25 protein-coding genes are annotated in these 21,691 nt (G+C 63.9%); 15 read left to right on the top strand and 10 right to left on the bottom strand.

Annotated elements, in window-relative coordinates; genetic code table 11:
• Window positions 1-132: 132 nt before the first annotated feature.
• Window positions 133-933 (top strand): lytic transglycosylase domain-containing protein, encoded by an 801-nt coding sequence (locus LB551_RS07620; protein ID WP_224658720.1) that lies wholly within the window; start codon window positions 133-135, stop codon window positions 931-933.
• A 182-nt stretch (window positions 934-1,115) separates the two neighbouring features.
• Here LB551_RS07620 and LB551_RS07615 read toward each other — a convergent pair whose 3' ends face one another.
• Complete coding sequence (locus LB551_RS07615; protein WP_224658718.1) at window positions 1,116-2,339, bottom strand: argininosuccinate synthase; 1,224 nt, start codon at window positions 2,337-2,339, stop codon at window positions 1,116-1,118.
• Window positions 2,340-2,533: 194 nt separating this feature from the next.
• Between LB551_RS07615 and LB551_RS07610 the strand changes: the two genes are divergently transcribed.
• The gene (locus LB551_RS07610) at window positions 2,534-3,175 is read left to right on the top strand and encodes a LysE family translocator (protein WP_140550602.1); all 642 of its coding nucleotides are present in this window, start codon (window positions 2,534-2,536) and stop codon (window positions 3,173-3,175) included.
• Between the two features lie 79 nt (window positions 3,176-3,254).
• Here the strand turns inward: LB551_RS07610 and LB551_RS07605 are convergent, their stop codons facing one another.
• Genes LB551_RS07605 through rlmN form a run of 3 tightly spaced genes read right to left on the bottom strand, consistent with a single transcriptional unit; the run spans window position 3,255 to window position 5,385 of the window.
• The gene (locus LB551_RS07605; protein ID WP_224658716.1) at window positions 3,255-3,707 is read right to left on the bottom strand and encodes a hypothetical protein; all 453 of its coding nucleotides are present in this window, start codon (window positions 3,705-3,707) and stop codon (window positions 3,255-3,257) included.
• Window positions 3,704-4,153 (bottom strand): hypothetical protein, encoded by a 450-nt coding sequence (locus tag LB551_RS07600; protein ID WP_224658715.1) that lies wholly within the window; start codon window positions 4,151-4,153, stop codon window positions 3,704-3,706. Before LB551_RS07600 ends, LB551_RS07605 begins: the two co-directional genes overlap by 4 nt.
• Entirely contained in the window at window positions 4,150-5,385 is a 1,236-nt protein-coding gene (gene rlmN / locus LB551_RS07595; RefSeq protein WP_224658714.1) for a 23S rRNA (adenine(2503)-C(2))-methyltransferase RlmN, read from the bottom strand. The genes LB551_RS07600 and rlmN overlap by 4 nt, the downstream gene beginning before the upstream one ends.
• 267 nt (window positions 5,386-5,652) lie before the next feature.
• Between rlmN and LB551_RS07590 the strand changes: the two genes are divergently transcribed.
• The 3 genes from LB551_RS07590 to LB551_RS07585 all read left to right on the top strand — a co-directional run bounded on the left by LB551_RS07590 (window position 5,653) and on the right by LB551_RS07585 (window position 7,557).
• Entirely contained in the window at window positions 5,653-5,829 is a 177-nt protein-coding gene (locus LB551_RS07590; RefSeq protein WP_224658712.1) for a hypothetical protein, read from the top strand.
• A complete protein-coding gene (locus tag LB551_RS29915; protein WP_263495727.1) occupies window positions 5,826-5,951 on the top strand; it encodes a hypothetical protein in 126 nt (41 codons plus the stop codon). The genes LB551_RS07590 and LB551_RS29915 overlap by 4 nt, the downstream gene beginning before the upstream one ends.
• A 250-nt stretch (window positions 5,952-6,201) precedes the next feature.
• The gene (locus tag LB551_RS07585) at window positions 6,202-7,557 is read left to right on the top strand and encodes a chloride channel protein (RefSeq protein ID WP_224658710.1); all 1,356 of its coding nucleotides are present in this window, start codon (window positions 6,202-6,204) and stop codon (window positions 7,555-7,557) included.
• Between the two features lie 54 nt (window positions 7,558-7,611).
• On the opposite strand, the gene LB551_RS07580 is transcribed toward LB551_RS07585, so the two are convergent.
• The 3 genes from LB551_RS07580 to LB551_RS07570 form a co-directional block, all read right to left on the bottom strand.
• Complete coding sequence (locus LB551_RS07580) at window positions 7,612-8,115, bottom strand: invasion associated locus B family protein (RefSeq protein ID WP_140492199.1); 504 nt, start codon at window positions 8,113-8,115, stop codon at window positions 7,612-7,614.
• A gap of 272 nt (window positions 8,116-8,387) precedes the next feature.
• On the bottom strand, window positions 8,388-8,750 hold the full coding sequence (locus tag LB551_RS07575) for a YkvA family protein (protein ID WP_224658709.1): 363 nt from the start codon (window positions 8,748-8,750) through the stop codon (window positions 8,388-8,390).
• A 172-nt stretch (window positions 8,751-8,922) separates the two neighbouring features.
• Window positions 8,923-9,216 carry a 4a-hydroxytetrahydrobiopterin dehydratase gene (locus LB551_RS07570; RefSeq protein ID WP_224658707.1) on the bottom strand — a complete coding sequence of 98 codons (294 nt, stop codon included), beginning with the start codon at window positions 9,214-9,216 and terminating at the stop codon, window positions 8,923-8,925.
• A 50-nt stretch (window positions 9,217-9,266) separates the two neighbouring features.
• Between LB551_RS07570 and LB551_RS07565 the strand changes: the two genes are divergently transcribed.
• The gene (locus LB551_RS07565; RefSeq protein WP_224658706.1) at window positions 9,267-9,785 is read left to right on the top strand and encodes a low molecular weight protein-tyrosine-phosphatase; all 519 of its coding nucleotides are present in this window, start codon (window positions 9,267-9,269) and stop codon (window positions 9,783-9,785) included.
• On the opposite strand, the gene thpR is transcribed toward LB551_RS07565, so the two are convergent.
• Together thpR and LB551_RS07555 are read right to left on the bottom strand one after the other, a co-directional pair.
• Window positions 9,689-10,285 carry an RNA 2',3'-cyclic phosphodiesterase gene (gene thpR / locus LB551_RS07560; protein WP_224658705.1) on the bottom strand — a complete coding sequence of 199 codons (597 nt, stop codon included), beginning with the start codon at window positions 10,283-10,285 and terminating at the stop codon, window positions 9,689-9,691. The genes LB551_RS07565 and thpR overlap by 97 nt on opposite strands.
• A 119-nt stretch (window positions 10,286-10,404) precedes the next feature.
• Window positions 10,405-11,049 (bottom strand): arylesterase, encoded by a 645-nt coding sequence (locus LB551_RS07555; RefSeq protein ID WP_224658704.1) that lies wholly within the window; start codon window positions 11,047-11,049, stop codon window positions 10,405-10,407.
• A gap of 83 nt (window positions 11,050-11,132) precedes the next feature.
• On the opposite strand from LB551_RS07555, the gene LB551_RS07550 reads away from it, so the two are divergent.
• The 4 genes from LB551_RS07550 (at window position 11,133) to LB551_RS07535 (ending at window position 16,109) form a co-directional block, all read left to right on the top strand.
• A complete protein-coding gene (locus LB551_RS07550) occupies window positions 11,133-11,828 on the top strand; it encodes an ABC transporter ATP-binding protein (RefSeq protein WP_224658703.1) in 696 nt (231 codons plus the stop codon).
• On the top strand, window positions 11,828-14,377 hold the full coding sequence (locus LB551_RS07545; RefSeq protein WP_224658702.1) for an ABC transporter permease: 2,550 nt from the start codon (window positions 11,828-11,830) through the stop codon (window positions 14,375-14,377). Before LB551_RS07550 ends, LB551_RS07545 begins: the two co-directional genes overlap by 1 nt.
• 240 nt (window positions 14,378-14,617) lie before the next feature.
• Window positions 14,618-15,391, top strand: coding sequence for a Bax inhibitor-1/YccA family protein (locus LB551_RS07540; RefSeq protein ID WP_140492223.1), 774 nt, complete (start codon window positions 14,618-14,620; stop codon window positions 15,389-15,391).
• A 124-nt stretch (window positions 15,392-15,515) separates the two neighbouring features.
• Window positions 15,516-16,109, top strand: a complete 594-nt coding sequence (locus LB551_RS07535; RefSeq protein ID WP_224658701.1) for a GNAT family N-acetyltransferase — start codon at window positions 15,516-15,518, stop codon at window positions 16,107-16,109.
• A gap of 97 nt (window positions 16,110-16,206) precedes the next feature.
• Here the strand turns inward: LB551_RS07535 and LB551_RS07530 are convergent, their stop codons facing one another.
• Window positions 16,207-16,593 carry a DUF2794 domain-containing protein gene (locus LB551_RS07530; protein WP_140514020.1) on the bottom strand — a complete coding sequence of 129 codons (387 nt, stop codon included), beginning with the start codon at window positions 16,591-16,593 and terminating at the stop codon, window positions 16,207-16,209.
• Between the two features lie 538 nt (window positions 16,594-17,131).
• On the opposite strand from LB551_RS07530, the gene LB551_RS07525 reads away from it, so the two are divergent.
• The 5 genes from LB551_RS07525 to LB551_RS07505 are packed head-to-tail and all read left to right on the top strand — an operon-like array spanning window position 17,132 to window position 21,684.
• Window positions 17,132-17,788, top strand: a complete 657-nt coding sequence (locus LB551_RS07525; protein ID WP_224658700.1) for a helix-turn-helix domain-containing protein — start codon at window positions 17,132-17,134, stop codon at window positions 17,786-17,788.
• A gap of 35 nt (window positions 17,789-17,823) precedes the next feature.
• Window positions 17,824-18,894, top strand: a complete 1,071-nt coding sequence (locus LB551_RS07520) for an extracellular solute-binding protein (protein WP_224658699.1) — start codon at window positions 17,824-17,826, stop codon at window positions 18,892-18,894.
• Between the two features lie 23 nt (window positions 18,895-18,917).
• Window positions 18,918-19,778 carry an ABC transporter permease gene (locus tag LB551_RS07515; RefSeq protein ID WP_224658698.1) on the top strand — a complete coding sequence of 287 codons (861 nt, stop codon included), beginning with the start codon at window positions 18,918-18,920 and terminating at the stop codon, window positions 19,776-19,778.
• A complete protein-coding gene (locus LB551_RS07510) occupies window positions 19,778-20,575 on the top strand; it encodes an ABC transporter permease (protein ID WP_224658697.1) in 798 nt (265 codons plus the stop codon). The genes LB551_RS07515 and LB551_RS07510 overlap by 1 nt, the downstream gene beginning before the upstream one ends.
• On the top strand, window positions 20,572-21,684 hold the full coding sequence (locus LB551_RS07505) for an ABC transporter ATP-binding protein (RefSeq protein WP_224658696.1): 1,113 nt from the start codon (window positions 20,572-20,574) through the stop codon (window positions 21,682-21,684). Before LB551_RS07510 ends, LB551_RS07505 begins: the two co-directional genes overlap by 4 nt.
• The last annotated feature ends 7 nt before the right edge of the window (window positions 21,685-21,691 follow it).

Raw genomic sequence — 21,691 nt, 5'->3', positions numbered from 1 at the left:
TTGCCATAATAATTGCTTGATCGTAGGCAAATTCCCATCCATTGGCCAGCTTGCGCGCGCGACAGTGACAAGTGCGCGTTTCACTGGCAAATTCCGGCCGGGACGTGATTCAGGCAACCAGGAGAGAACAACATGGCATTTCTTGCCAAGGGTAAGATGTTTGCAGCGGCCACTGTGGTGGCGATGCTTGCGCTGGCGACGGGCGCACAGGCGGCGGCCAGCTGCGGCAAGACCGGAGCCGGCTTCGATGCCTGGAAGCAGGACTTCGCAGCGGAGGCCAGGGCCGAGGGCGTGGGTTCGAGAGGGCTGGCCGCCCTGGCCGGCGCGACCTACGCGACCAGGACCATTTCCGCGGACCGCGCCATCCACAAGGCTTTCAGCGGCTCCGTGGAAGCTTTCATGAAGCGCCGCGGCGGGGCGGCGATCATTTCCAAGGGCCGGGCGTTGAAGAAATCGAATGCGGCGCTGTTCGACAAGATCGAACGGACCTACGGCGTCTCGCCGGGCGTGCTGCTTGCCATCTGGGGCATGGAGACGGGCTTCGGCGCCTCCATGGGCAACCAGAACACGGTGTCCGCCATTTTGACGCTTGCCTATGACTGCCGCCGTCCGGACTATTTTCAGCCGCATGCCATTGCGGCCCTGAAGCTGGTCGATCGCGGAACGTTGACCGCCTCGTCGGTCGGGGCCATGCATGGCGAGATCGGCCACACGCAGTTCCTGCCCGGAAATGTCCTGAAATATGGGGTGGGCAGCGGAAACCTGCGCGACAAGAGCATCGCGCTGGCATCCACGGCCAACTTCCTCAAGGCGCATGGTTGGCAGGCCGGCGCGAGCGCTCAGTCGAATATGGGTGCAATTGCTGGCTGGAACTCGGCGAGTGTCTATCAGCAGGCCATCGCCCGTATCGCCACCGCAATTGACGGCGAGTAATCGTCAGGGCAGTTCACCGTTTCACGGAAACGGCTAAACGCTCCATGTCTTTGTTTTTGCGCAATTCCCAAGGAAAAGTGCTACGCGCTTTTCCCGGAAAAACCGTACACTTTTCCTGGAATTGCTTTCCAGCAGAAAGCCCGGCGCGATGCCGGGTTTCCTGTCACTGATCGGTAGAGTGGTCAGCCCCGGCGGTTGCGTGCGGCCAGCGTGCGCAGCCTCAACGCATTGAGGCGGATGAAGCCCGCGGCGTCCTTTTGGTCGTAAGCGCCGCGGTCGTCCTCGAAGGTCACCAGCGCGTCGGAATAGAGCGTCTTGTTCGACTTGCGGCCGGTAACGATGACATTGCCCTTGTAGAGCTTCAGACGCACCGTGCCTTCGACATCCTCCTGGCTCTTGTCGATCATCGCCTGCAGCATCAGCCGCTCGGGTGCGAACCAGAAGCCGTTGTAGATGAGTTCGGCATAGCGCGGCATGAACTCGTCCTTGAGGTGGGCAGCTCCCCTGTCGAGCGTGATCGATTCGATGGCGCGGTGCGCTGTTATGAGGATGGAGCCGCCGGGGGTCTCGTAGACGCCGCGCGACTTCATGCCGACGAAGCGGTTCTCGACGAGGTCGAGCCGGCCGATGCCGTTGTCGCGGCCGAGATCGTTGAGGGCGGCCAGCATGGTTGCCGGCGACAGCTTCTTGCCGTTGAGCGCTATCGGATCGCCCTTCAGGAATTCGATCTCGATCTCGGTGACCTTGTCCGGCGCGTCCATGGGCGAGACGGTGCGCTGATGCACGAATTCCGGCGGCTCGCTCCACGGGTCCTCAAGCACCTTGCCCTCGGAAGAGGAATGCAGGAGATTGGCGTCGACCGAGAACGGCGCGTCGCCCTTCTTGTCCTTCGGCACCGGAATCTGGTGCTGCTCGGCGAAGTTGATGAGGTCGGTGCGCGACTTGAACGACCAGTCGCGCCAGGGCGCGATGACCTTGATGTCGGGATTGAGCGCATAGGCCGAAAGCTCGAAGCGTACCTGGTCGTTGCCCTTGCCGGTGGCGCCATGGGCGATCGCGTCGGCGCCGGTCTCCCTGGCGATCTCGACGAGATGCTTGGAGATCAGCGGCCGGGCGATCGAGGTGCCGAGCAGATAGGTGCCTTCATAGACGGCGTTGGCGCGGAACATCGGGAAGACGAAGTCGGCAACGAATTCCTCGCGCACGTCGACGACGCGGATGTCCTTGATGCCCATCAACTCGGCCTTGCGGCGCGCCGGCTCCAATTCGCCGCCCTGGCCGAGGTCGGCGGTGAAGGTCACGACCTCTGCGCCGAGCTCGGTCTGCAGCCATTTCAGGATGATGGATGTGTCGAGGCCGCCGGAATAGGCGAGCACGACCTTCTTGACGTCTTTTGTTTTCGACATTTGGCGGTTTCCGCGACAAGAGTTCTCGGCCGGCGAGGTATCACGCCGTTTCCGGTCACCGCAAGGGGATGAACGCGGCAAGGCGCGGAGAAACAGGCATCCGGGACAGCTGGATCATTCTTTCCGTCGCACAGCCGCTGGCAACCACAGTAGCCATTCGTTATAGCAGCGTCTTTAGAGCCAACGGATCGCCCATGTCCTTCATTCCCGACACCGCAACGCTGATCCAGTTCGCCATCGCCACGTTCATCCTGGCGATCACGCCGGGACCGGACATGACGCTGTTCGTCTCGCGCACGCTGAGCCAGGGCCGCGCCGCCGGCTTCGCCTCGATGGCGGGGGCGCTGTGCGGCACGCTGATCCACACCACGCTGGTGGTGGTCGGCGTCTCGGCGCTGATCGTCGCCTCGCCGATGGCCTTCTTCGTGCTGAAGATCTTCGGCGCCGGCTATCTCGTCTTCCTGGCCTGGCAGGCGATCACCAAGGGCTCGGCCTTCTCGCCGGAGAAGAAGACGGGCCCACAAATCTCGCTGTTCCGGAGCTGGATGGTGGGACTGGGCGTCAACCTGCTCAACCCGAAGATCATCCTGTTCTTCATGACCTTCCTGCCGCAATTCGTCTCGGCGCATGATCCGCACGCGCCGGGAAAGCTGTTCTTCCTCGGCGCCATGTTCGTGGTGCTGTCGACCCCGGTGACGACCCCGATGGTGCTGGCGGCGGAGAAATTCTCGGCGGCGATGAAGGCCAGCCCGCGCGTGACGCGGGTGGTCGACTATCTCTTCGCCGGCGTGTTTTCCGCGTTCGCGCTCAAAATCCTGACTGCCCAGGCGAAGTAGGATTTTGCTGTTCGCTGCTGATCTCTTCCGAACCGGAGGTCAGAAAAGCTTCCCCCTTACGCGGGCGCTCGGTTCGGGGTCACGGTTCGGCTTTCCACCAGCTTCCGGCCCAGCGTCCGGCGCTGAGCCAATAGAAGATGCCCCCGACCATGCCGCCGCCGATGACGGCGGCCATGGCGCGCGGCTCGGTGACGGCGAATGGCGTGTCGCCCATCTGGTCGGCGAAGCCGAGGAAGACGGCGGCGACGATCGCACCGGCCAGCGCATAGAACAGCCAATCGCGCCGGCCGAGGATCTCGGCGATCAGAATCGCGAGGGCCGCCGGCATGAAGGCGAAATAGGCGGCAAACAGCGCGACGAAGGGGATCGAGAAATAGAGCGAGGCGGTCGCCGCCGGCTCCGCATGCGCCGGCGTATAGCCGAGCGAGGCCAGGAACAGGACATTGAGGAACGCGCTCGCCGCCAGCGCGGCGACGGCATAGCCGAACAGGATGACGGCAAGGCGCACGATATAGGTGACGAGACGGGTCATTGCTGATCCCGGCGTATGAGATGACCGGACTTGCGCCCGGCCAGAAACCAGTAGACCGAACCGGCGGCAATGCCGGCGGTGGCCAGGAAGCCGAGAAAGCCCGGGTTGAAAACAAACCCTCCGGCCGAGCCCGGGATGAGAACCCCGAACGCGATGGACGTGATCGCGCCCGTGGCCGCGAAGTAGAACCACCCCCGAAGCGACAAGCGTTCGGCCATGAAGATCGCGGGGCCGACGATCAACAGGGCGCAGACCGCCACTGTCACTACCGTCAGCGGGAAGGAAACCAGCCAGTCGAACGCGAAAACGATGGACCAGTTGCCATATTCGAGCCCTTCCAGAAGAGCGATCAGCAGCACAGGCACCAGGATCGAGGTCAGCACGGCGGCGATATAGCCGACTGCTATGAAGACGAAGCGCTTGAGCCCGGCGACGAGACGCCTCACGCCTCCCCGTGCCCCGCGATCATCATGGCTTCCAGTGCCAGCCGGTCGACCTTGCGCATGCGCTCCGATTCCGACTTGAGCTGGCCGCAGGCGGCGAGGATGTCGCGGCCGCGCGGCGTGCGGATCGGCGAGGCATAGCCGGCATTGTTTATGTAGTCGGCGAATTTCTCGATCGTCTCCCAGTCCGAGCACTGGTAGTTGGTGCCAGGCCATGGGTTGAACGGGATCAGGTTGATCTTGGCCGGAATGCCCCTGAGCAGCTTGACCAGCGCCTTGGCATCGTCGAGGGAATCATTGACGTCCTTCAGCATCACATATTCGAACGTGATGCGCCTGGCGTTCGACAGGCCAGGATAGGCGCGGCAGGCGGCGATCAGCTCCTTGAGCGGATATTTCTTGTTGATCGGAACCAGGAGGTCGCGCAGATCGTCATTGGTGGCGTGCAGCGAGATGGCGAGCATGACGCCGATCTCCTCGCCGGTGCGGAAAATCTCCGGCACCACGCCGGAGGTCGACAGGGTAATGCGGCGCTTGGAGAGAGAAAGACCATCGCCGTCGGAGGCGATCAGAAGCGCTTTCTTGACCGCCTCGAAATTGTAGAGCGGCTCGCCCATGCCCATCATGACGATGTTGGACACTTTGCGGCCCTCTGCCGGCACGATGGCGCCGTCGGGCGTGTCGCGGTCGGGGAAATCGCCGAGCCGGTCGCGCGCGGTGAGCAACTGGGCGAGGATTTCCTCGGCCGTCAGGTTGCGGACCAGCTTCTGGGTGCCCGTGTGGCAGAAGGAGCAGGTCAGCGTGCAGCCGACCTGTGAGGAGATGCAGAGCGTGCCGCGGCCTTCCTCGGGAATGTAGACGGTCTCGATCTCGACCGGGCGGCCGGCGCCGCGCGGCGGAAAGCGGAACAGCCATTTGCGCGTGCCGTCGGCGGAGATCTGCTCCTCGACGATCTCGGGCCGCGCCACGGTGAAATGCTTGTCGAGCTCGGCGCGAAGATCCTTGGAGATATTGAACATGCCGGCGAAATCGGAGACGCCGCGCACATACATCCAGTGCCACAGCTGCTGGGCGCGCATTTTTGCCTGACGCTCCGGCACGATGCCGGAAGCAATGAGGGCCTCGCCGAGCTCGGCGCGCGTCAGGCCGATCAGCGACGGTTTTTCGACCGGCACGGCGCGGGCCCGCAACGCGTCACGGGCGCCTTCGGCGGTGAGGTCGAATGAAAGGGTCATGGTTGCACTGATATAAGCGGTTTGCGGCCAATTTCATCCATCGGCCCGATATGAAGCGCGGCCCATAGCACAGCTTGGCAGCGGAGTCATGCGATGGCGAGGCGATCCGTGTGCCGACCGATTGATAGATGCGCTGGCCGGTCAGGCCTGCGGTCCGTGTTTTTCGACTGAAAACGGATCACTTGATCGTGTTGAAGTAACGGTTCTCACCGCGTGTTCGAACCCCTGGATGGGGCAACCATGCCCCGACAAATGGGAGTATGCAGCATGAACTCTATCAAGCTCGCCGTCATTGCCGGCTTCGTCGGCCTTTTCGCCTCGCAGGCATTTGCCGAAGACGCGATGGGCACGATGACCATGATGAAAGCAGGGCAAGTCACGGCAATCATGCCGGACGGGCATATGGGCACCATGACGCCGGATGCGAAACGAGTGCCGAGATGATGAAGATGGCAAAGCCGATCAAGCACTGCATGATGATGATGACCGACGCCAAGGGCAAAGCCTTCATGATCGACACGTCGACCAAGAAGGCTCAGGCGGAATGCGAAAAAATGGCTATGTGAGGCCTGCCATCGATCGATGTTCCCGCCGGCTCCGAGGTCGGCGGGGGCTATTCGAGCCTTGTCCCCGGAGGCCGATCGGAAAATGATCGGGATCATTGCGGCGAACCGGGCATAGCTCATGGTTCCTTATTCATGGTCCCAAACCGCCGCCATGGACATTTGGTCCAGGTCCGTCGTCCAATCCACGTCGATGCGAATGCTTGATCGAGGTCATGCCTGTGTTAGGGCTGGTTCCGTCGAGAGGACAGACATGGCCGGTACAGTACGAAAATACCCCTTGCTGCGGCGTTCGCGCGCCATGTGGGGCTCTCGCCGGGTGTGGCAGCCGCGGCTGGTGTTCTGGGCCGGCGCGATCTGCATCGGCATGATCAGCGTTATGTTCGCGGTGCTGGCCGACAAAGCGCAGGCGCTGTTCCACGCCATGATCGGCGATGGCGGCGACTGGCGCTTCTACCTGCCTTTGGCAATCACGCCGCTCGGCTTCGTGCTGTGCGCCTGGCTGGCGCAAGCCTTCTTCCCGGGCTCGCAAGGCAGCGGCATTCCGCAGGCGATCGCCGCTCGGCATCTGCGCGACGACGACGACCGTGGCCATATCCTGTCGCTGAAGCTGGTAGCGGGCAAGATCGCGCTCACCCTGGTCGGCCTGTTCTGCGGCGCTTCGATCGGCCGCGAGGGACCGACCGTGCAGGTCGGCGCGTCGTTGATGCTACAGGCGGCACGCTGGGGCGGCATGGCGCAGGCGCGCGGCCTGATCCTGGCCGGCTCGGCCGCCGGCATCGCGGCCGCCTTCAACACGCCGCTCGCCGGCATCGTCTTCGCCATCGAGGAAATGGGCCGCACCTACGAAGCGCGGACCAACGGGCTGGTGCTGACGGCGGTGATCCTGGCCGGCATCGCCTCGCTCGGCCTGCTTGGCAACTACACCTATTTCGGCGTCTCGAAGGAGACGATCTCGTTTGCCGCGGAGTGGCCGCTGGTCATCGCCTGCGGCGTCATCGGCGGCGGCTTCGGCGCGCTGTTCTCGCTCCTGGCGCTGAAGGCGACGCGGCGGATCCGGCGCTGGAACACGGGGCAGCCCTTGCGGCGCGCCTTGCTGGTCGCCGCCATCTGCGGGCTCGGCGTCGCGGCGATCGGCATCGCCTCGGGCGGCTTGACCTTCGGCACCGGCTACGCGCAGGCGCGCGGCGCCGTCGAAGGCACGCCGCTGCCCTGGTTCTTCTTCGCCGAGAAGTTCCTTGCTGGGCTGCTGTCGATGGTCTCTGGCATTCCGGGCGGTATCTTTGCGCCTTCGCTTTCGGTCGGCGCCGGCATCGGCAGCTCGCTCGGTCTCGTCTTCGGCACCAGCACGGGTGCGGCCGCGTTGCTCGGCATGGCCGGTTATTTCGCCGGCGTCGTGCAGGCACCGATGACGGCCTTCGTCATCATCCTGGAGATGACCGGCAATCACGACAATGTCATCGCGCTGATGCTGGCCTCGATGCTGGGCTACGGCACGGCGCGCATGATCTCGCGCGAGCCGCTCTATCATGCGCTGTCGCGCGTCTTCATCGCGGAAGCCATCCGCCGGCGCAGGGCCGAGGCGACGCCCGAGCAAAGCCCGGCCTGACAAGCAAAAGGCCGGACTCAGCGGTCCGGCCCCTCTGTTCAAGCGAAGCTTCGACTATTTGCAGTTGGCGATCGAGGACAGCGCCGCCGAGATGCCTTTCAGCGAGAACACATAGGAGGTGGTGTTGCCGCGGCCGGACTTGGCCTGCACCTTCATGTCGGTGCCGGATTTCATGGCGGCGATCAGCACCGGCTCCTCGGCGGCGTTCTCGACCCAGGCCGACTTGCCGCGCGTGAACATCGAAAACGTCTTCTTGTCGATGGTGACGGTGGCCTTGGAGTTTTCCTGGAAAGTGTAGCCGGCGATGAATTGCGGCTCGTAGGACACCTGCTGGCCGGGTCGCTGGCTGACGAAGAAGAACATGTCGCCATGGTCGAGCGTCGGCGGCTGCTTGTCGGTCGGCACGGTGAGGACATAGCAGACCTTGCCGCCCGATGCCTGGTAGCTGTAGGTGCCCCAGGCATTGTGCTGGCCGATCTTGGTCGCCTGCTGCGCCATCGCCGGCGCTGCGAAGGCCACCAGGACCAGGCTCGAAACTGTAGCAATTAATCCGCGCATCGTTTTTCCCGTATTCCAAATGGTGCGGAGGCAGGCCGCGTGGCGTCCTGCCGTCGCTTCATTTTGATTTAATCTGGGTTACCAAACGGTGAATACCTCTGAGAAAAGGACGCTCACCCCAGGAAACCGCCGCCGTCTTCGCGCCGCCGCCTTTCAAGCGGCTGGCGCGATGTCCCTTCGGCGACTTGGAGGGCATGAAAGCGGCAAGAGTTTGACTTTTCCACAAGCCTCTGAACGCTGGTGTCCAGAGCGCGCGAAGGCGGTGCCAGGGCTCAGCCCTGGTCTGATATGGCGTCCTTGGCGGCCTGCCGATGCGCCGGCGTGATATGGGCGCTGACGGCGGTGATCGCTGCGGTGAGCACGGCGACATCATCGGTGAAGCCGAGGCCGAGGACGAAGTCGGGGACCATATCCACCGGCAGGACGAAATAGCCGAGTGCCGCCACCAGGATGCCTTTCGCGCGCAGCGGCGTGTTCTTGTCCATGGCGCAGTAATAGGCCGCGACGACATCTTCCATGAACGGAATCTGCCGCGCGGCCTTCTTGGCCGTGCGCCAGAATTTCTCGCGCACCTCGCCCTCGCCGCCCAGCTTGTCGCCAAAGCCGAAGAAATCAAAACCGGATTTTTGCGCCATCAATTTCTCCTTGCGGGCTCAAGCGCTTGCCCGCGCATGGCCGCAGGGCAAAATGTGGTGAAACCCGACGCTTGCTGCAAGAGCTTGGCGGATCGCTGGGCTGAAAATCGGCATCAGCCTTGACCGCGTCGAGCCGAAGTTTAGGGACGTTGCACCGCGCCGCCCAACCACCCTAGCCAACAAAGCGGTTCATTATCTTCGCCAACTCGATGTCAAATGCCGTGACGCCGCCGGCATCGTGGGTGTTCAGCGTCACGTCGACGGTTTTGTAGACATTGGACCAGTCGGGATGATGGTCCATCTTCTCGGCAGCCAGCGCGACGCGGGTCATGAAGGCGAAGGCTTCGGAAAAATTCCTGAAGGTGAACGTCCGGTTGATGGAAGCGCCATCCGCAGCCAGCGACCAGCTTTCGAGGCCTGTCAGCGCCGCGATGATGGCTTCCTCGCCAAGTTTCTCTCTCGTCATGTCCGGTTCCTGTGCTATTCGAAGATGACCTTCACCATAGCGCCGGATCGATGAGCACGAAGCCCATAAAATCCATTCTGTTCGTCTGCCTGGGCAACATCTGCCGCTCGCCGCTGGCGGAAGGCGTGCTTCGTTCCGTGCTGACGGAACGTGGACTGGGCCGGGACATAGTGCTCGATTCTGCCGCAACCAGCGACTGGGAGGCGGGCTCCGCCCCTGATCGGCGTTCGATCGCCATCGCGTCGCGCCACGGCATCGACATATCGGAACTGCGGGCACGCAAGATCACGCCCGAGGATTTCTCGCGTTTCGACCTGATCTTCGGCATGGACAACTCGAACGTCGCCGACCTGAAGAGGCTGGCGCCAGCCGCCGTGCGCGACCGCATCCACCTGTTCCTGGAATTTGCGCAGGGAAAGGGCCGCGACGTGCCGGATCCCTATCACCACGGCGAGGAAGCCTTCGCCGAGGTCTACCGCATGATCCGCGAAGCGTCGGAGGCGCTGGCGACCCGGCTTGCCGCGCGCGTATCGGCGCCCGACAGCGGCCAGGCTTCCTCGACGATGTAGGGGCCGCCGCCGACCGAATCGCGCGACGACATCAAGACGAAGCGGCTGACGCGGAACGGCAAGGTCGAAAAATTGCCGCGCGCCGAAAGATATTGGGCGACGTCCAGCGGGCTCGAATTGCGCAGGCGTGCCAGTGTGACATGCGGCATGAACTTGCGCGGATCGGCCGGAATGCCGAGCCGCTGGCAGATGCGCTCGATTTCAGCCTGAAGCGCCGCGAGGTCCGGCGAGGCAGAGACCCCGGCCCATACGGCATGCGGTTTCTTCTGGCCGAAAGCGCCAACGCCCGACAGCGTCAGCGGGAAGGAGGGACGGTGAACGCGGTCGAGCGCGTTTGCGATTTCGTCGGCGACATGGCCTTCGACATCGCCGATGAAGCGCAGCGTCAGATGGTAGTTCTCGACGTCGATCCAGCGGGCCCCGGGCAAGCCGCCCCTGAGCAGGGACAGCGAAAGGGCGGCGTCACGCGGAATTTCGAGGGCGGTGAAAAGACGCGGCATGAAGAGCCTCCCTTCCTCGAATCGAACTGTGCCCCTAGCGAATCATCGATAATCAAGCGGGGCAAGAGATTTGTTGGTCACAGGTCTCGTCGAAAGATTTCCCCAACGGAAAGGTCTGCTCACGATCCTCCAGGCACCGCCGCGATGGCCTTCTCGACCGCGGGCAATATACGCTCGACCATCTGGGCGACCCCCTTGGCGTTCGGATGCAAGCCATCCTCAAGCTGCAGGGCGGACTGGCCGGCTACGCCGTCGAGAAAGAACGGGTACAAGGTAACGCCGTATTTTGCGGCCAGTTCCGGAAATATGGAGTCGAAGGCGTTCCGATAATCGGCGCCGAGATTGGGCGCTGCGCGCATGCCGGCCAGCAGCACGGCGATCTTGCGCTGTTTCAGCTTGGCCAGCATCGTATCCAGGTTCTTGCGGGTGATGTCTGGCGAAACGCCGCGCAGCATGTCGTTGGCGCCGAGTTCGAGGATGACAAGCTGCGTGCCGTCCGGCACCGACCAGTCGAGCCGCGCCAGCCCGCCGCTGGAGGTATCGCCCGAAACGCCGGCATTGGCGACGATTACATCCCTGCCCCTGGCGCGCAGCGCCGCCTGCAGCCTGTCGGTAAAACCTTCTTCCGGTCCGAGCCCGAAGCCGGCCATCAGGCTGTCACCGAAACCGACGATCTTGAAGGGCTCGGCGCGTGCCGACGAAATGGCGCCGCAAATGACGAGGAAAACGATCAGGCCTGCGGCAATTCTGCGTTGGAAAGACATGCGGCAGGTCCCATATGACAGAGAATTCTTCCGGCGACGGCCCGGCGGGCGGAGCCCTCATCTCCATATAGGACGCTTTCATTTTGACAGAAGCCGTCATCGAGCTGAAAGACGTATCGCTGACATTGGGCGAAGGCGCCTCGTCCGTCCATGTGCTGAAGGGCGTCAGCCTCGATGTGGCGCGCGGCGAGGCGACCGGCATCGTCGGACCGTCGGGGTCGGGCAAGTCGACGCTGCTCATGGTCCTCGCCGGTCTGGAAAGGGTCGATTCGGGCACGGTACGAATTGCCGGCGAGCTGCTCAACGGCAAGAGCGAGGATCAGATCGCATCGTTTCGTGGGCGAAACGTCGGCATCGTCTTCCAGTCCTTCCATCTCATTCCCAATATGACGGCGCTCGAAAATGTCGCCGTGCCGCTGGAGCTGGCCGGCCATGCCGATCCGTTCTCGGTGGCGGAACGCGAGCTGGCGGCCGTCGGTCTGAGCGACCGCGTCACGCACTATCCCGGCGAACTTTCGGGCGGCGAGCAGCAGCGCGTCGCGATCGCCCGGGCGCTTGCGCCATCGCCGCGCATTCTCATCGCCGACGAGCCGACCGGCAATCTCGACCATGCGACCGGCAAGCAGGTCGCCGACCTGCTGTTCGCCAAGGCGGCCGAGCGCGGCATGACGCTGGTGCTGGTCACGCATGATCCGGCGCTCGCGGCGCGCTGTTCGCGCCAGGTCTCTATGCGCTCCGGCAGGATCGAGGCGCCGGCGCCGACCAAGGCCATCGCCTGATGTCGCCGGCGCGGACGTTAAAACTCGCCGTCCGCTTCTCCTTGCGCGAGATGCGCGGCGGCCTGGCCGGCTTTCTGATCTTTCTTGCCTGCATCGCGCTCGGCGTCGCGGCGATCGGCGGCGTGAATTCCGTCGCGCGCTCGATCAGTGCCGGCGTTGCCAACCAGGGCCAGACGCTTCTTGGCGGCGATCTGCGCTTCCAGCTTAACCAGCGCGACGCAAGCGACGCCGAACGCGGCTTCCTCGATGGGCTGGGCACCGTGTCGAGAACCGCCAGCATGCGCTCGATGGCGCGGCTTGCCGACGGCTCGGATCAGGCGCTGGTCGAGGCCAAGGCCGTCGACGAGGCCTATCCGCTTTACGGTGCGCTGGAAACCGAGCCGGCGCTGACGAAGGGCGAGCTGTTCGGCGAACAGTTCGGTGTTTTCGGCGCGGCCGCGCCCGACCTGCTGTTCGAACGGCTGCATGTGAAGCTCGGTGATCGGCTGAAGCTCGGAACCGCCACCTTCGAACTGCGCGCCAGGCTGGTCACCGAGCCCGATGCCGTGTCCGAAGGCTTCGGTTTCGCGCCGCGCCTGATGATCTCGACGGAGGGCCTGGCCGCCACAGGGCTGGTCCAGCCGGGCAGCCTGGTCGAGAATTCCTACAAGGTCCGGCTGGCCGCCGACGCCGACGAGGCGCGGCTCAAGGCTATCCAGGAGGAGGCCGCCAAGGATTTCCCGGAGGCCGGCTGGTCGATCCGCACGCGCGGCAATGCGGCCCCGGCGCTGTCGTCCAACATCGAGCGCTTTTCGCAATTCCTGACCTTGGTCGGGCTGACGGCGCTGGTGGTCGGCGGCGTCGGCGTGGCCAACGCGGTGCGCGGCTATCTCGACGGCAAGCGCGGCGTCATTGCCACCTTCAAGAGCCTGGGCGCATCGGGCGGCTTCGTCTTTGCCGTTTACCTCGTGCAGATCCTGATGATCGCGGCCCTCGGCATCGCCGCCGGTCTGGTGCTCGGCGCGCTGATGCCCTTCGCCGCCAGCGCCGCACTTCAGTCGGTCATTCCGGTGCCGGCGCAAGGCGGCTTTTATCCCGGCGCCCTCGGCATGGCGGCGCTGTTCGGGTTGCTGGTGACGCTGGCTTTCGCGCTGCTGCCGCTGGGCCGCGCCCGCGACGTGCCGGCGACCGCGCTGTTTCGCGAGATGGGGCTGGAAGGCCGCGGTTTTCCACGCGCTATCTATGTCGTTTCGGCGCTCGGCATCGCAGTGCTGCTTGCAGCGCTCGCCATCCTGTTTTCGGGCGACCAGCGCATCGCTTCGATCTTCGTCGGGGCCACCATCTTCGCCTTCCTGGTGCTGCGCCTGGTCGGCGCGCTGGTGCAATGGTCGGCAAGGAAGAGCCCGCGCGTGCGCTTCGTGGCGCTCAGGCTCGCCGTCGGCAACATTCATCGGCCAGGCGCGCTGACGCCGTCGGTGGTGCTGTCGCTGGGGCTTGGGCTGACGCTGCTGGTGACGCTGGCGCTGATCGACGGCAATCTGCGGCGGCAGATCTCCGGCAGCCTGCCGGAGCGGGCGCCGAACTTCTTCTTCGTCGATATCCAGAGCAGCGATGTCGACGGCTTCTCCAGTCTGATCAGCAAGGAGGCCCCGCAGGGGACGCTGGCCAAGGTGCCCATGCTGCGCGGCCGGGTGATGGCGCTCAACGGCGTTGCCGTCGACAAGGTCAAGGTGCCGGCGGAGGGCGCCTGGGTGCTGCGCGGCGATCGCGGCCTGACTTATGAGGCCAAGCAGCCGGACAACGCGACGCTGACCGAGGGGAAATGGTGGCCGGGCGATTATACCGGCGAGCCGCTCGTCTCGTTTTCCGACAAGGAAGGCAAGGAAATCGGGCTGAAGCTCGGCGATACCGTCACCGTCAACGTGCTCGGCCGCAATGTCACGGCGAGAATCGCCAATTTCCGCCAGGTCGAATGGGAGACGATGGGCATCAACTTCGTCATGGTGTTCTCGCCCAACACATTTGCCGGCGCGCCGCATGGCTGGGTGGCGACGCTGACCGAAAAGAGCGCCACTCCGGCCGACGATGCCCGCATCCTCAATGCCGTCACCCGCGCCTTCCCGGCAGTCACCACGGTGCGCGTCAAGGACGCGCTCGAGATCGTAAACCGGCTGGTGGGACAACTCGGCGCGGCGATCAGGGCGGCGGCCGGCGTGGCGCTGATCGCGTCGGTGCTGGTGCTGGCAGGCGCGCTCGCCGCCGGCAACCGGGCGCGCATCCACGACGCGGTGGTGCTGAAGACGCTGGGCGCGACGCGGCTGACGCTGATATCGGCCTTCTCGCTGGAATATATGCTGATCGGCCTCGCCACGGCGGTCTTCGCGCTCGCCGCCGGCAGTACCGCCGCATGGTTCGTTGTCGCCCGCATCATGACATTGCCGTCGCATTTCATGCCCGAAGTGGCGGTGGCGACCATTCTCTTTGCGCTGGTCATCACCGTCGGCATCGGTCTCGCCGGCACCTGGCGGGTACTCGGCCACAAGGCAGCGCCCGTGTTGCGCAACCTCTGAGTCCGCATCGGTTCCACCCCGCCGACGGCCGTCATTTGGTTAAATCGGCGTAATGTTTTGCGGCCAAAGGGCTGGAAAACCGCGCCATACGTGCCTCACGAAGCATTACACCCGGTTACGGTCTTGTTCTTGACGCGAATAACCATCATATTTCGCCGCAGGCATGCTGGAGTCCCGCCAGCGGCGCCTGGGTCCGGGTGGACCCGACACCGGACGGGGCAGAAGCAATAGAGGACCACAATGGCTGAACCCATTCGCAACTATCAGACGCGCGCCGTGCCCGGCGCAGCCGTCGACATCGATCAGGGCCTGCGCGCCTATATGATCAAGGTCTACAATTTGATGGGGCTTGGTCTCCTCATCACAGGTCTTGCCGCCGTCGGCACGATCATGCTGGCCACAACCACCGATCCGGCCTCGGCTGTCGCGACGCTGCCGAGCGGCGAGATGCTGACCTCGTTCGGCTACGCGATCTTCGGCTCGCCGTTGCGCTGGCTGGTGATGCTGGCCCCGCTGGCCGCCGTGCTGTTCCTGTCGTTCCGCGTCCAGTCGATGAGCGTGTCGGCGGCGCAGACGACATTCTGGGTCTATGCGGGCCTGGTCGGCCTGTCGCTGTCGTCGATCTTCCTGGTCTACACCACCGCCAGCATCTCGCAGACCTTCTTCGCCACCGCCGCGGCCTTCGGCGCGCTGTCGCTGTTCGGCTACACGACCAAGCGCGACCTGACGGCGATGGGCTCGTTCCTGATCATGGGCGTGTTCGGCATCATCATCGCGATGGTGATCAACATCTTCCTGCAGTCGTCGGCGCTGTCCTTCGCCGTCTCGGCGATCGGCGTGCTGGTCTTCGCCGGCCTCACCGCCTACGACACGCAGAAAATCAAGGAGATGTATTTCGAGGGCGACGCGTCCGACGTCGCCGGCCGCAAGGCCATCATGGGCGCGCTGACGCTCTATCTCGACTTCATCAACCTGTTCATGTTCCTGCTCCAGTTCATGGGCGACCGCCGTTAAGGCCTGGTCCGCGTCATGGTCTGACTGGACCATCGGGTTTGGAAGGGGCGGCCCAACGGCCGCCCTTTTCTTTTGCGTCGACCTTTGCTGTTATTGCAGGCAGACAAAGAGGCCTGCATAAAGAATGAGCACTATCGTTATACGGGCCGCACGCGCGGCCGACCTTGACACTATTACGCAAATCTATGCCGACGCTGTGACCCGCGGCACGGCGAGCTACGAGCTGGAGCCGCCGGCCCGCGCCGAAATGGGCACGCGATTCCACACACTCCAGGCCGGCGGCTTCCCTTACCTTGTGGCGGAAAAGGCCGGCACCGTGCTCGGCTATGCCTATGCCGGTCCCTTCCGGCCCCGCCCGGCCTACCGGTTCATCGTCGAGGATTCCGTCTATGTCGCGCCTGATGCCAAGGGCCAGGGTGTCGGCCTCAAGCTGATGCAAAGCCTGATCGCGGCGGCCGAGGCGGCGGGCTTTCGGCAGATCGTCGCGGTGATCGGCGACGGCCATCCCGACAGCGCTTCCGTCAAGCTGCACGAAAAGCTCGGCTTTCGCCATTCCGGCCGCCTCGAAGGCTCCGGCTACAAGCACGGACGTTGGCTGGACACGGTGTTCATGCAACTGGCGCTGAACGGCGGTGCATCGGTGCCGCCCGATCCGGACTCGCTGCCCGAACGAAAGTTCCGCGAGGCGTCAGAGAGAACTGAAGAAATGAAGAAATGAAGAATTGAAGAATTGAAGAATTGGCACTCAGCGTCTGCATGCCGGCCGTCTTCTTTGTTCTTCAGTTCCCCAATTCCTCAATTCTTCAGTTCCCAGCTCAGGCCTCGACCAGCTTCAGCTTGCTGTCGAAGACGCCGAGCACACGGCCAAGCTCCTGCCCGCGCTTGAGGATGCGGCCGCCCGCGGCGATGACGGCGAAGGCGCCTTGCTTGCGTGCCAGCTTCGGGTCCTTGACGATCTGGAACAGCGGCACCTCGCTGGCCCGGCGGAACACCGAAAACACGGCCCTGTCAGTGAGATGATCGATAGCGTAGTCGCGCCATTCGTTGGCGGCGACCATGCGCCCGTAGAGTTTCAGGATCTGGTCCAGTTCGCGCCGCTCGAAGCGCACCGGCTGGTCGAGGCGCGCACGGCGTGCCTCGTGGAGCGGGATCAGTATTGCGGATGCGTCGCCATCCTCCGTCCCGCCGCCGTGATCGGTCATGCCTCGATCCTTCAAAAATGAACCTTTGCCAACCAAAGTTGGCGCTTTCGCCATGGAATTGCAAGTGCTGGCAAAGCGGTGCGGAGCCGCGCCATTTCCGCCGCGTCCAGTCACGTTTGCAAACGACATGTTGGAATTGGTGATGCTCCGCCACATTCTCGCCATTTTTTATCCGCGCTCATGCCCCAATGTCCGACGAATTTACCGGCGTTGCCTGAGACGGTTCGGTCCGGCACCGGCTCGTAAACCCCAAGCCCCCCGCCCACGGGTCTGCGTCGGATCGAACCAACCTCGGCTTTTCCTCGGAAGAGCCGGGTGCGACGATCCCAAAACCTAAATGACCGACGTCAGAAGCAAGCTGACGTCGGTTTTTTCATGCCTGGATCGCCGCGACGGCGGATTTCCCAGCCCATAGGCGGGTTCCAGTCCGCTCCCGGTGCGACCGGCAGGATCGATGCGCGCCGAAATCTTGGCACGCCGCCGTCGCTTGCCAACGCCATCGCCACTTAATAAGGTGTTAAGTGAAACGGGAGCGGCAATGCCACGCGTATCGGACTCCACGGCGAAAGAGGTGAATGGCACGGTCGCGGCCGAGGCCGGCGGTGTCGGTCCCCGCATCAAGGCGCTGCGCATGGCAAGGCGCGTCTCGCTGCGCCGGTTGGCCGACATGACCGGCACGACGGCGAGCTTCATCAGCCAGCTCGAGCGCAATCTTTGCGGCGCCAACACAGGCACGCTGCTCAAGATCGCCGCCGCTCTCGATCTCGGCATCAACGACCTGTTCGAAGACTCCGGCCGTCCGTTGCACAAGGTGCTGAGGCGCGCGGAACGGCCCGTCGTTCCCGTCGGCGTGCGAGGCCGCAAGATGCTTTTGTCGCGGCGGCCGATCCACCAGTTCGAGGTCTATGCGGGGCATTTCGAGGTCGGCGGCTCGACCGGCGACGACGCCTATGTGCATGGCGGCGAGCACGAGATGTTCATGGTGCTCAAGGGAACCGTCGAACTGACGCTTGCCGACGAGCGCCATCTGATGCGCGAGGGCGACAGCGTCGAATACGCGACCTCGGTGCCGCACCGCACGGTCAATGTCGGCGACACGCCGGCGGAGGTGCTCTGGATTATCGCGCCGCCGACCGCAGGCGCGCTCGAACTTGATCAGTACAGGCCCGGAAACCGCTCGCATCCGGGTGAATGAGAACAAATGCGAGCTCTGGAATGGGAGAGTTGACGATGAGAGTGAAATTTGCACATGCGGCGTGCCTGGGCGTGCTTCTGACGGCGACGGCCGCGCTCGCGCAATCGAAGCCGGTTGCCGGAGAGGTGGCCGAAGGCTCGCTGAAGGGCAAGACGCTGACCTTCGTGTCCTATGGCGGCATTTACCAGGACGGCCAGGCGGCGGCGCTCAAGGAGTTCGTCGACAAGTCGGGCGTCAAGCTGCTCAATGACGGCCCGACGGAGATCGCCAAGCTGCAGGCGCAGGTCGAGTCCGGCAATGTGACATGGGACGTTGTCGATACCGACGATCTGCCGCCCTATGTCTATTGCGGCAAACTGTTCCAGAAGCTGGATCTCACCAAACTCGACGTCTCGAAAATTCCCGAGGGCCAGGTCGGCGAATGCTCGGTGCCGGCGATGAACTACGGCGTCGTGCTGATGTACAACACCGAAAAGTACAAGGACAATCCGCCCAAGAGCTGGGCCGACTTCTTCGACACGCAGAAATTCCCCGGCGTGCGCGGAATCGACGGCTCCGGCAGCCCGACCGGCGGCTTGCTAGAACAGGCCTTCAAGGTCGCCGGCGGCGACCCGAAGGCGATGACGGTGGCCGATATCGACAAGGCCATCGATGTGGTTCGCAAGCTCGGCCCCGATACCATCTTCTGGAAGACGGGTGCTGAATCGCAGCAACTCGCCGAATCCGGCGAGGCCGACATGCTGATGATGTGGACGGGCCGCGCCATGACCGCGGTCAAGAACGGCGCCAAATACGCACCGGCCTGGCAGGACTGGCTGGTGGTGATGGATCAGATGACGATCCCTGTCGGCGCCAAGGACACGGAGGCATCCTACGCGCTGCTCAACGCCTATCTCGGCAAGCACGCGCAGGAGGTGTTGACGGAGCAAACGTCTTACACGCCGATCAACAGTGAAGCGCAGCCTAAGGTCGACGCTTCCGTCTCCGCTTTCCTGACCAACACGCCCGAACGCCAGAAGCAGGGCTATAAGCAGAACTTCAAGTTCTGGGTCCCGAATTTCGCGGTGGCGCAGGAGAAGTGGTCCGCGCTGATGTCCGGCAACTGACCGGCTGAGGGAGACCAAAAGCCGTGAGCGCGTCCGAGCCAATCATTTCGGCCGAAAAGCGCCGGGCATGGCGGCCGTTCGCGCTCACGCTGCCGGCGCTGATCCTGCTCTTCGCGGTGATCGGCTATCCGCTGCTCACCATCGTCGTGCGCAGCCTGTCGGAGCCGCAGTGGGGCCTGCAGAACTATATCTGGTTCTTCGGCGCGCCCATCAACTTGGCCGTGCTCCAGCGGACCTTCCTCATTTCAGCGTGGGTCACGCTGGTCTGCGTGGTTTGCGCCTATCCCTATGCCTATCTGATGACCGCGGTCCGACCAGGCGTGCGCTTGGTGCTGCTGCTATGTGTGCTGATCCCGTTTTGGGTGAGCGGCGTGGTACGCACTTTGTCGTGGGTGATACTGCTGCAGGATTCGGGGGTCATCAACTCGATCCTGCGGGTGCTCGGGTTCGGTGGCGTCAGGCTGATCCGCACCCAGACGGGCGTGGTCATCGGCATGGCGCAGGTGCTTTTGCCTTTCATGATCCTGCCGCTCTATTCGGTCATGAAAGGCATCGATCTCAGGCTGGTGCAAGCCGCGCGGAGCCTTGGGGCGAGACCGTCGCGCGCGTTCCTTACGGTGTATCTGCCGCTGTCGCTGCCTGGCGTCTATGCCGGCGCGATCATCGTCTTCATCCTGGCGCTAGGCTTCTACATCACGCCGGCCCTGCTCGGCGGACCGCGCTCGACGATGCTGTCCACGCTGGTGCAGACGCAGGTGCTCAGCCTCCTGCAATGGGGCAGGGGCGGCGCCATGGGCCTGGTGCTGCTCGTCACGACCTTCGTGCTGCTGGCGCTTGCCGCGCCCATGATGCGGTCCAGCCATCGGCAAGCGGGGCGGCCCTGATGGAGATGAAGCCGCTCACCCGCGTCATGCTGGGCCTTGTCTGCCTGCTGGTAGCCATCTGGCTGGTGGCACCGACGCTTGTCGTGGTGCCAATGTCATTCAACGAGAACAAATCGCTGGCATTTCCACCCCAGGGCTTCTCCTGGCAATGGTACGAAAATTTCGTCACCAATCCGGATTGGTCGACCAGCTTTCTCAATTCGCTGAAGGTCGCATCGATCGTTGCGGTTCTGGCAACAGTGCTCGGCACCCTTGCCGCCTTCGGCATCGACCGCATGCAGGCTCGGCCGGCAAACCTCCTGCGCATGCTGATGCTGACGCCGATGGTGGTGCCGGGCGTGGTCCTGGCCATCGGCATCTACGCCGTCTATCTCGACACGCGGCTTGTCGGCACGCTGCTCGGCTTCGTGCTGGCCCACACCATCCTTGCGCTGCCTTTCGTGCTGATCGCCGTTTCGGCCAATCTCGAAGTGTTCGACAAGCGGCTGGAGACAGCCGCGGCGAGCCTGGGCGCAGGCTCGCTCACCACGTTCCGCACGGTGACGCTGCCGCTGATTGCCCCCGGGGTACTGTCCGGCCTGCTGTTCGCCTTCGCTACCTCCTTCGACGAGATCGTCGTGTCGCTGTTCATCACCAATCCCTATCTCAAGACGTTGCCGGTGCAGATCTTCGCTTCCATCACGCGCGACGCCGATCCGACGGTCGCGGCCGTCGGCACGATCCTCTTATGCGCAACGACACTGCTGATCGGCGGCGGCATGCTGCTTCTTGGTCGTGAGCGGAAGGGAGGCTTATGACTCGGAAGGCGGAAAATCGTGGTGCGGCGATCGACCTGGAGTCGGTAAGCAAGGCCTATGGTTCCTTCAAGGCGCTCGACGGCGTGTCGTTGCGAATCGAGCCGGGCGAATTCATGACGCTGCTCGGTCCGAGCGGCTCAGGCAAAACGACGACGCTTAACGTGATCGCCGGCTTTACCGACCTGACCAGCGGCAAGCTGCTGGTCGGGGGAAAGAACGTGGTCGGCGTGCCGGCGCACAAGCGCAACATCGGCGTGGTCTTCCAGCATTATGCACTGTTCCCGCACATGACGGTCGGCCGCAATGTCGCCTATCCGCTGAAGCTGCGCGGCGTCGCCGGGGCAGAACGCGAACGCCGCGTCCGCCACGCGCTCGACATGGTCAAGATGGCCGATTTCGGCCACCGCTTTCCGAGCGAGCTTTCGGGCGGCCAGCAGCAGCGCGTGGCGCTGGCCCGCGCCATCGTCTTCGATCCGCCGCTGCTGCTGATGGACGAGCCGCTCGGCGCGCTGGACAAGAAACTGCGCGAATGGCTGCAGCTCGAGATCAAGCGCATCCACCGCGAACTCGGCACCACCTTCGTCTATGTGACGCACGACCAGGAGGAGGCGCTGGTGCTCTCCGACCGCATCGCCGTGTTCAACCGCGGCGGCATCGAGCAGATCGGCACCGGCCGCGAACTCTACGACGAGCCGGCGACGCTTTTCGTCGGCAAGTTCATCGGCGATTCCACCGTGCTGCGCGGCCCCGCCGCCACTTCCGGCAACGAGACGGCGATCGAGATATCAGGCCAGAGAGTGGCGACCGCCAAGCGTCTCGCCGATGGCGGCAAGCCGGTGATGCTGCTGCGTCCCGAAAAGCTGGCGCTTGCGCGTCGCGGTGCCGGCGGGGATGGCCGCAACCGGCTCACAGGGCGTATCGGCGAGGCCATCTATCTCGGCTCCGGTTCCAAATACGAGGTGGAGCTCGCCGACGGCTCGAAAGCCATCGTGCGATCGACGCTCGAGGCGGACACTTTTGCCATTGGAGACGAGGTCGACGTGCTCTTCGCCGGCAGCGACGTGAAGCTGCTTGCCGATGACGACAAGGCCGATCTTACCCTTACCTGAAAATCCG

It is taken from the genome of Mesorhizobium sp. BR1-1-2 (genome assembly GCF_020165435.1).
GTDB lineage: Bacteria > Pseudomonadota > Alphaproteobacteria > Rhizobiales > Rhizobiaceae > Mesorhizobium.
This window is presented reverse-complemented; position numbering and strand designations above follow the sequence as displayed.

What these genes read in the sequence shown, in the direction of transcription:
- LB551_RS07575 (WP_224658709.1), bottom strand. Translation starts at nt 8,750, where the DNA reads ATGGCGCAAAAATCCGGTTTTGATTTCTTCGGCTTTGGCGACAAGCTG.
- LB551_RS07565 (WP_224658706.1), top strand. Translation starts at nt 9,267, where the DNA reads ATGAGCACGAAGCCCATAAAATCCATTCTGTTCGTCTGCCTGGGCAAC.
- LB551_RS07570 (WP_224658707.1), bottom strand. Translation starts at nt 9,216, where the DNA reads ATGACGAGAGAGAAACTTGGCGAGGAAGCCATCATCGCGGCGCTGACA.
- LB551_RS07540 (WP_140492223.1), top strand. Translation starts at nt 14,618, where the DNA reads ATGGCTGAACCCATTCGCAACTATCAGACGCGCGCCGTGCCCGGCGCA.
- LB551_RS07510 (WP_224658697.1), top strand. Translation starts at nt 19,778, where the DNA reads ATGGAGATGAAGCCGCTCACCCGCGTCATGCTGGGCCTTGTCTGCCTG.
- LB551_RS07545 (WP_224658702.1), top strand. Translation starts at nt 11,828, where the DNA reads ATGTCGCCGGCGCGGACGTTAAAACTCGCCGTCCGCTTCTCCTTGCGC.
- thpR (WP_224658705.1), bottom strand. Translation starts at nt 10,285, where the DNA reads ATGCCGCGTCTTTTCACCGCCCTCGAAATTCCGCGTGACGCCGCCCTT.
- LB551_RS07530 (WP_140514020.1), bottom strand. Translation starts at nt 16,593, where the DNA reads ATGACCGATCACGGCGGCGGGACGGAGGATGGCGACGCATCCGCAATA.
- LB551_RS07555 (WP_224658704.1), bottom strand. Translation starts at nt 11,049, where the DNA reads ATGTCTTTCCAACGCAGAATTGCCGCAGGCCTGATCGTTTTCCTCGTC.
- LB551_RS07525 (WP_224658700.1), top strand. Translation starts at nt 17,132, where the DNA reads ATGCCACGCGTATCGGACTCCACGGCGAAAGAGGTGAATGGCACGGTC.
- LB551_RS07590 (WP_224658712.1), top strand. Translation starts at nt 5,653, where the DNA reads ATGAACTCTATCAAGCTCGCCGTCATTGCCGGCTTCGTCGGCCTTTTC.
- LB551_RS07520 (WP_224658699.1), top strand. Translation starts at nt 17,824, where the DNA reads ATGAGAGTGAAATTTGCACATGCGGCGTGCCTGGGCGTGCTTCTGACG.
- LB551_RS07580 (WP_140492199.1), bottom strand. Translation starts at nt 8,115, where the DNA reads ATGCGCGGATTAATTGCTACAGTTTCGAGCCTGGTCCTGGTGGCCTTC.
- LB551_RS07585 (WP_224658710.1), top strand. Translation starts at nt 6,202, where the DNA reads ATGGCCGGTACAGTACGAAAATACCCCTTGCTGCGGCGTTCGCGCGCC.
- LB551_RS07535 (WP_224658701.1), top strand. Translation starts at nt 15,516, where the DNA reads ATGAGCACTATCGTTATACGGGCCGCACGCGCGGCCGACCTTGACACT.
- LB551_RS07610 (WP_140550602.1), top strand. Translation starts at nt 2,534, where the DNA reads ATGTCCTTCATTCCCGACACCGCAACGCTGATCCAGTTCGCCATCGCC.
- LB551_RS07505 (WP_224658696.1), top strand. Translation starts at nt 20,572, where the DNA reads ATGACTCGGAAGGCGGAAAATCGTGGTGCGGCGATCGACCTGGAGTCG.
- rlmN (WP_224658714.1), bottom strand. Translation starts at nt 5,385, where the DNA reads ATGACCCTTTCATTCGACCTCACCGCCGAAGGCGCCCGTGACGCGTTG.
- LB551_RS07605 (WP_224658716.1), bottom strand. Translation starts at nt 3,707, where the DNA reads ATGACCCGTCTCGTCACCTATATCGTGCGCCTTGCCGTCATCCTGTTC.
- LB551_RS07615 (WP_224658718.1), bottom strand. Translation starts at nt 2,339, where the DNA reads ATGTCGAAAACAAAAGACGTCAAGAAGGTCGTGCTCGCCTATTCCGGC.
- LB551_RS07620 (WP_224658720.1), top strand. Translation starts at nt 133, where the DNA reads ATGGCATTTCTTGCCAAGGGTAAGATGTTTGCAGCGGCCACTGTGGTG.
- LB551_RS29915 (WP_263495727.1), top strand. Translation starts at nt 5,826, where the DNA reads ATGATGAAGATGGCAAAGCCGATCAAGCACTGCATGATGATGATGACC.